At 40.8% G+C, this 7,633-nt stretch carries 7 protein-coding genes and 1 pseudogene; 1 reads left to right on the forward strand and 7 read right to left on the reverse strand.

The window, feature by feature from the left end; genetic code table 11:
- Window positions 1-2,301 (forward strand): putative bifunctional diguanylate cyclase/phosphodiesterase (locus tag AB4496_RS24040; protein WP_372132277.1); only part of this gene is annotated, 2,301 nt, incomplete at its 5' end.
- Window positions 2,302-2,438: 137 nt separating this feature from the next.
- Here the strand turns inward: AB4496_RS24040 and AB4496_RS24045 are convergent.
- From AB4496_RS24045 to AB4496_RS24075, 7 genes and pseudogenes are all read right to left on the reverse strand, one after another.
- A complete protein-coding gene (locus AB4496_RS24045; protein WP_012600426.1) occupies window positions 2,439-3,005 on the reverse strand; it encodes an OmpA family protein in 567 nt (188 codons plus the stop codon).
- A gap of 1 nt (window position 3,006) precedes the next feature.
- Window positions 3,007-4,323, reverse strand: a complete 1,317-nt coding sequence (locus AB4496_RS24050) for a vWA domain-containing protein (protein WP_009845555.1) — start codon at window positions 4,321-4,323, stop codon at window positions 3,007-3,009.
- Between the two features lies 1 nt (window position 4,324).
- The gene (tadF, locus tag AB4496_RS24055; RefSeq protein ID WP_009845556.1) at window positions 4,325-4,909 is read right to left on the reverse strand and encodes a tight adherence pilus pseudopilin TadF; all 585 of its coding nucleotides are present in this window, start codon (window positions 4,907-4,909) and stop codon (window positions 4,325-4,327) included.
- Window positions 4,899-5,435: a TadE/TadG family type IV pilus assembly protein gene (locus AB4496_RS24060; protein WP_009845557.1), complete on the reverse strand. Its 537-nt coding sequence runs from the start codon at window positions 5,433-5,435 to the stop codon at window positions 4,899-4,901. The genes tadF and AB4496_RS24060 overlap by 11 nt, the downstream gene beginning before the upstream one ends.
- Entirely contained in the window at window positions 5,432-6,562 is a 1,131-nt protein-coding gene (locus AB4496_RS24065) for a lipopolysaccharide assembly protein LapB (protein WP_009845558.1), read from the reverse strand. Before AB4496_RS24065 ends, AB4496_RS24060 begins: the two co-directional genes overlap by 4 nt.
- On the reverse strand, window positions 6,559-7,425 hold the full coding sequence (locus tag AB4496_RS24070) for a type II secretion system F family protein (RefSeq protein ID WP_009845559.1): 867 nt from the start codon (window positions 7,423-7,425) through the stop codon (window positions 6,559-6,561). The genes AB4496_RS24065 and AB4496_RS24070 overlap by 4 nt, the downstream gene beginning before the upstream one ends.
- Window positions 7,425-7,633 (reverse strand): annotated as a pseudogene (locus AB4496_RS24075) (type II secretion system F family protein); the annotation flags it as partial. The pseudogene AB4496_RS24075 and the gene AB4496_RS24070, both read right to left, overlap by 1 nt.

Below are 7,633 nucleotides of genomic sequence, written 5' to 3' on the forward strand. Positions count from 1 at the left end.
GCTCTATTTAAGAAAAATATCTGGTCGCTGTACGCTATGATCGTGCTGCTTACCCTGATACTTTTCAGCGCCTTTGGCATAACCAAGTGGCAATCAAACAGAGATGACTTTACTAAGCAACAGCATATCCAAGTTGAGATCTTCTCTAGCTCAGTAAACTCTCTATTAACTAGCCAAGAAGCACTGCTTGAAGTGGTTGGGCATCAACTTGCTCAGCAGTCCGACTTTACCCGCACGGCTTCGATTCAAATTCGACCAATATTAGATAAACTGCTTGATACTCATCCTGCAATAGCCGCTTTCGGGTTACTAAATCCTCAAGGGGATTACCTATCAATCAGCTCAAACCTACAACTGTCTGATCAATTTAATTTACTGGATCTCCCGTACACCAGAGACTCATTTCTAGAGGCTATATCGAGTAATAAAATGGTTTTAGGGCGCACCTATTTCCATGATTCTCTTAACAGCCTCGTGATCCCATTAAGAAAATCCATTTCTCTCGATGGCAAGAACGTTGATGCAGTCATGACCGCAGGTTTACGCTTAGACAGTACAATATTGTTTGAAAACAATGCGCACGCAGGCAATTACAACACGTTAACTCTACTTAGAACCGACAACTATCGTCAGTTTTTTTCTAGCGATATCGAGTCGCTAGACGCTTATTTAAAACCAGTTGATAACGATCTAATGGATCGCATTACCAAAAGCTTTTCTGAGCAAGTGACTGTCAGCGTCAAAGAAGCGAAAACAGGAAAATACACATATTCTTTCTGTATCGATGATAGCGCTTTCCCATCGCTCGTTAGCGCTAAATACATTCCAGACTACAAGCTTTGGGTTGTCGGCCGTACAGACCTAGAACACGTTGATGGTATATTCGCAAAAGAGTTCGGTACTCTTTTCTTTGTTTTTGTTGTTCTTCAGTTTGGTTTCTATTTTTTAGTAAAATCGATTGCGAAGAACGAGCAACGAACTCGCAGCCAATTGATTTACCAAGCCAATCACGATCCATTAACCTCTCTCCCCAACCGCTCCTATATGCGTAAAAACATTGGCAAGTGGATTGAAGATGAGTCAGAGCCATTCTCACTGCTGTTTATCGACATCGATAACTTCAAATGTGTTAATGATACCCATGGACATGACTTCGGAGACAAGGTGCTCAAACAAATTGCATTACGTTTGATGCGGTTTCGCTCCAGAGTCAGCCTATTGGTACGAGAATCCAGTGATGAGTTCTTGTTTTTAACAACGCTGAATAGTGAATCTGAAATTAAGCGACTATCAGAACGAATTATTGAAGTACTTTCTCAACCTTATGAAGTTGAAAGCGCTCAATTTTTGTTGAGTTGCAGTGTAGGTATTGCCCGCTTCCCAGACCACGGAAGAGATTTAGATAGCCTGTTACGCTCTGCCGATATTTCGATGTACAAAGCGAAACAGCAGCAAAACTCATACAGTATTTTTACTACTGAGATGCAAGACGCCCACCTCTACAAAATGAGAGTAGAACAAAGGCTTCGTATCGCTATCGATAAACAAGCTTTATTTATGGTTTTTCAACCATTGGTTCGTGCCGATGAAAGTACTCACGGTGTAGAAGCGCTTGTGCGTTGGGTAGATGATGAACTGGGTTTTGTCCCGCCAGACGTATTTATTCCTATTGCTGAAAGCACAGGTTTAATGCAAAAACTCGGCACCTTTATTATTGAATCCAGCGTTATGCAGATCGCTCATTTACACCGAACGATAGAACAAAAGATCGGTCTTTCGATCAATATATCCGTACGTCAGTTTTCACATAAGTCGTTCTCAGAACACCTATTCACTACGCTTGAGAAATATCAGTTCTCACCAAGCTGTTTAACGCTCGAGATTACTGAAAGCTTGTTCATTGAAGATGTGGCTATAGTGAAACCACTATTTGAAGCCCTCAAAGAAAACGATATTAAGATCTCTCTGGATGACTTCGGTACGGGCTACTCGTCATTGAGCATGTTAAAAGCACTCCCTATCGACGAACTTAAGATTGATAAGAGTTTCATTGAAAACATAGCAGTCGATCAACAGTCACTAACAATGGTCCAGAACATCATCGCTATCGGTAAAAACTTCGGTATGGTGGTGTTGGCAGAAGGCGTAGAATCAAACGAACACTTCGCGATTCTAAAAGCATGCGGATGTGACTTAATGCAAGGTTACTACTTCTCTCGCCCTATTCCTTATGATGAGTTATGCAAGTATCTAACACCGGCTCAAGTTATGGCTACAGAACTACCAGAACCCACGTTGTAACTGTTTGGGTACTTTACCTGGTTAAACGAATAACGCTATAGATTAAAAAGGGAACCCAAACGGGTTCCCTTTTCTTTACACACCACTTAACAGAGCGGCCCAAAAAATAAAAATACAGACAACGACAACAAAGCCCATTACGACTTAACTGTTATCACAACTCGTCGGTTACAACCTGTTGCCTTATTGTCTGTGACTTTACAAATTGGTGCACTTTCGCCATACGCATATTCAACAATGCGATTCCCTTGATGAAGATCTTTCTTCAAGTAGCTCGCCACTTGTCCTGCTCGGCGAGATGACAGTGCTTTGTTGTAGCTTTTACTGCCTAAGCTATCTGCATGACCTTCTATATAAATCTTGGATTTATCTCCCACCAAGCTAAGGTACTGCCCTAATACTTGTTTATGGTTTTCATCCAATAGGTACACGTTAGTTGGATAATTGAGCACCAAAGATTGCGTCGCTTTATCATAGAAACAGACATCATCTTGAGCTGCGATTTGAATGACTTCACTCTCTCTATTGAGCACCTCATTTTGAGGTTTTTCATCAAGCTTTATTAGCTTTCCAGTCACTTGTGTCGTAACAGTATGAGAAGACACCAACGTTTTCGAAGTGACGTATTCGCCGACATTGCCCAAGCAGTTTGCATAGCTCAATGGAGACAGTAGTATCGTAGACATAATTACTAGGTATCTCATGTTAATCCTTTAGTTTTCCGGTTTCTTCATTAATCAAATTCAGAATGTACTTGTACACATCTTCACCATCTTTTGCGTGGTAGATGTTTTTCTTACCAAAACAATCCCCAAAGCCATCACTTTCATTTACTTTGTAATTAATACCAATGACGCCCATCGTGACTTTGGTTTTTTCAGCTTCAGTCGGCGAGTTACTTTGGAAGCGATTTCGTTTGGCCGATATAGTTGAGCGCAGCTTTTTACACAGCCCTTGGTCCACTAGTTTTTGTAAATAGTTCTTGTCGCCATCCTGACCATCAGATAAAACAATAAACACTTGCTCAGGGTTTAGATTCGTTGCTTTATTAGCTTCTTGGGCGGCAGCAATGATCCCATTCCATGACGACGTTCCTCCACCAGCTTGCAGCTTGGTATTCATTAGTTGAGACCGAAATTCATCATAGTCTTCAGTCAATGGAATATCATAAAACTTATAATACTTAGCAAAATTAACGTTGTGGGTATGGAGACGTTCAACCTCGTATCGACTCATACCCCTCTTTGGCTCGAGTATTTCGTTATACAGTTTGGGTTTGTCAAACATTCGCCTAACCGTTGTTCCTGGCGAGGAACGAGCGTAATTGTAAGCGTATTTTTTTCTCCATGAACCGTAATAGCCATAAGCGTTAACTCTTACAGTTTTATCGGTCTGCTTAACATGAAACGGGTTGTAACCAAGTAAGGCGACTCGACTCTTTTCTTCCGTATTAAATTTTTCGATGTCATCAACAACTCGTTTAATGGTTTCTTTTACAACGTCTAACTTCATTTTTCCGTTCTTCCACGAGTTACCCATAGAACCACTAAAGTCACCGATGAAGTAAACGTCGACAGATTGAGGAAGATACTTTCGCGTGACCGCTCGTCCACTAACCGTAAATTCAGGTTCTAAATCGACATCTTCATACGAAATCCATGATGTATATTTGGCGGTAGCACTAACGACAAAGTCACTAAATGGCGCTAATTCGCCGCTAGCTTGAACACAACCATCTTTATATTCACATTTACGGGTAAATACGGCGACATCCACATCCTCTGAATTGTCTAAAATGTATCTATCAACCAAGTAACGTGCATACTTTACGTTTTTATCTTCATCCTCTTTAGGGCTTGCAATAAGTGCGAGGCTCGCAACCTCTGCAGCTTCTAATAACCGAGAGTGAGCCAACATCTGTTGCGACATTTGCATCGAAAACGCCATAAAAATAACCATCGCTGGTAAGAGACCAACGAACAAAATACCTGCGACACCTCGGTTTTTCTTTATCGATTTCACCTCAAACCCTCGCAAATGAATAAGATGTACTTACAAGGCGAAAGACTTCACCGTTAGCAACACCAAGCACATTGATTGGTGTTTCATAACATAATGAAACCTGATACATGGGTAATCTGCGACCTCGTGATGTGATTGGCAGTATTTCTATCGCTTTTTGCTTAGTTATATCGCTCATATCAGGAAAGTCACACCCATGAATGCTCCCTTTGGTTAGAGTTTTTTGAACCCTTCGGTAATTCACTCTACCTCCAGATAAAGCGGTTTCTTCAAGCCTTATTTCGTCGATGCGCATCCCAAACTTGGTTTTATCAAAGTTTGGAATCATTCGTTTCATCGAAGCAGAAGCAATCACAAACGCGTTGTGTTCTGTCTTTCTACAGTCACCCGCACATATATCCATGTTGGCATTAAACAATTGTTTTCGTTCAGCAAAGATAGTGGTCAATGAATAAGAAGCTCTGTCGAGTTGGCCCTTCTTATTAATAGCTAGCATATGATTGACTACGGCAACGAAGATCCCTGAAGCAAAAACTAATACCATCGCCAATTCAACAGCAAATGCGCCTTTTTGTTTAGCTTGCACAACCTGCCCCCTGACCAATTTTGAACGAACATCTTTCATATTCTTGGATAGTGATGACTTCACGTTTAATAGCAATATCTGGAAACCAAATGGATACAATCGGGTCGTAGGTATACTCTAAAGCATAGACAGCTAATGCCATGTCTTCGGGTTCATCTTTCTTATCTGGGCACTCATCTGTAGAAGCGTAAGTATCCGTACATTTGAGAAAGCCTTCGTAGTCACGAAAGTAGTTAACATGAATAACTACACTCCCCTCTTTGACTACATTACTCCATAATGCCCCGCCAGCTTTAGTTAACTCATCATTGATCATTTGGCCGTAGTTGATGGAATTGCTACTGCTTGAGTCGCCCGCTTTTTTGGTACGCATTACCGCTGTGGTCAAAGCATGGTCTGTCATGCTCATTGAGAATGTCAAAATACAGATCTCTACCCAGCCAAAGGCAATAGCCAGAAAAATCGGAATCCCCATAGCGACTTCAACCGTCAATGACCCCTTTTGCTTTCGCTTAAACCTTCTCATAGTCGGACATACCTTTTCTTAGTGTAATCAACAACGAATGCTCCCTTGATATCGATACTGTTTAAAAACGCTTTCGCTTCATCTAAGTCATTAAAGTCACCAATGCAGTAACGCTTCCATAAACCATGTGTATACGAATAAACAGAGCCGTAGTTGGTTTTCAAATAGTTCAAAAAGTCAGAGGGGATCGCCGTATACGTCGCCAATACTTGCACACGATAAATGGGTTTTGCCCCGGGCTTAAGTTTTCTTGGGTCAAGTACAGAACCATCGACACTGTGTCTAGATGCTTGAAACTCTGTGGTAGCATCCAATTTACTTACGCGAGACGTCGGGGCTACAAAGCCCCCTGAATTAGCTTGAGAGCCAATAAAGTGTTGTTCCATTTCTATCGTTGACTGTGTCACGGCCTTCTTCCCTTTGCTTTTAGATATTGACCTCATTAATGCAGACAACTGTTTGTGAGCTTGCTCATCGCTATTCGAATGCTTCAAAACCTCTAGCGCGATATCCGGTCGCTGAGATTTAACCGAAGAGAGAATCAAGTTAGAGCTCACTCTCTGATCATTCGGATTCGAAAGGTAAAGGTCATATAAAATGTCTGTTGCACCCAAATAATCAGACTGCATTATTTTGACGACTGCGATATTGTTGCCAGCCTCCCTGTCTGAAGCCCCTTGTTTTCTACTTTCCTCAAAATGTTCGATCGCTTGGGCAAATCGCTTTTGCTGAGCCAATATTTTTCCAGTTAAAAGTTGATACTCATACTCTTTGCCACCTTCATCCCGATACTTACTCAGCTCTTCCAGTGCTTTCTCAAAATTCTTTTTTTGATAATAAAGCCTTGCATTAGTTAAAATGTATTCAGGTTCATCAAGATCATTATCATTGTAAGTGCTGCGATACAGCTCAGCAGACTTGATATCTTTTAGATCTAAATACAAATTAACCAATTTAACTTTATATTCAGGTTCCGATTGTATATTTGCCTTATAAAATTCAATGAGTTTCTGTGAGTCACCCGACCCTAAAAGCAGTTGTTCTTTGGTATCAAGTTGGTTATTAACCGTTGAACAACCGGAGAAGAGAACCAAAACAATAACGGACAATACAAAATTTCTTATCACATCAACGCCCTCATAATACCTGGAGCTGCAATTAAAATAATAATCGGAACCATGATAAAAGCGATAAGTGGAATCGACATCTTCGCCCCCATTTTCCCGATTCGTTCTTCTAAATCCATCATATTAAGCTCGCGAATATCGCTTGCTAAAGTCACTAATACCGGACCAACTGATGAACCAAATTGGAGGCTCTGCACCATGGTCATTACAAAACTTTGTGATTCACTAGTTGGAACAAGCTCATAAAATTCTTCTAATGCCTTTTCAAGGCCCACCAGGCGAGATCGTTCGACAGTTACTCTGACCACATGAGCAAGGTTACTGTCTACTGAGTGAAGTTCTTTCGCCAAGTACTCCAAGCTAGACTCGATAGTCATCCCCGTATGGACGCAAACATTCATTAAGTCGAGTAAAAATGGCAATCGTGAACTTATGTGCTTGATGTTAGATTTACCTCGAGCCGACACATAAGAATCAGGACCAATGATAAATATTAATAAAGCCCCCATTAGATATAACAGTGCGAATACCGTTTTCGTGTCGCCGCTATAAAAATCAAAGCCAATCAGTGCTAAGCAAACACAAAAAGGAACGATTTTTAGTAAGTAATAAACGTCGGCCAGGAAATCACTGTAAAAGCCAGCTGCGACCAATTTTCTTTTTGTTTCATGCTTATTAAAACTAATCCTAGACAATATAGCCTTGAATAAATCTGCTCTTTTCTTCTCTTCTCGTGTCGAACCGATTATTTTTCGAGTCTCTATATCCGCTCTCGTATTATCCCAAAACCGTAAACAATACGTTGCTAGGACCATCGATATAATGAATATCACACTCCAAATAATAACGGTTTCAAAGTCCATCAATTCACACCCCGCAAAATCAGCCAAATGCAAAAAAAACCAACTAGCTCACTGGCTAATACATAATAAAAAATAGGTTGACCAGCTTCTTCAAACATCACAAAACTGTAGTTTTCAGGACTCGTAAACTTCAAAATAATAAGAAAAATAACCGGTAAGCAGGCAATTATCTTTGCCGAAGCTCGAGCTTCTGAGGTCAAGGCATTTT

Source organism: Vibrio sp. 10N.222.46.A1 (genome assembly GCF_041473595.1).
GTDB lineage: Bacteria > Pseudomonadota > Gammaproteobacteria > Enterobacterales > Vibrionaceae > Vibrio > Vibrio tasmaniensis_A.

Excerpts from the sequence above, each read along its gene's own strand:
- AB4496_RS24045 (WP_012600426.1), bottom strand. The coding sequence starts at position 3,005 with ATGAGATACCTAGTAATTATGTCTACGATACTACTGTCTCCATTGAGC.
- AB4496_RS24060 (WP_009845557.1), bottom strand. The coding sequence starts at position 5,435 with ATGAGAAGGTTTAAGCGAAAGCAAAAGGGGTCATTGACGGTTGAAGTC.
- AB4496_RS24070 (WP_009845559.1), bottom strand. The coding sequence starts at position 7,425 with ATGGACTTTGAAACCGTTATTATTTGGAGTGTGATATTCATTATATCG.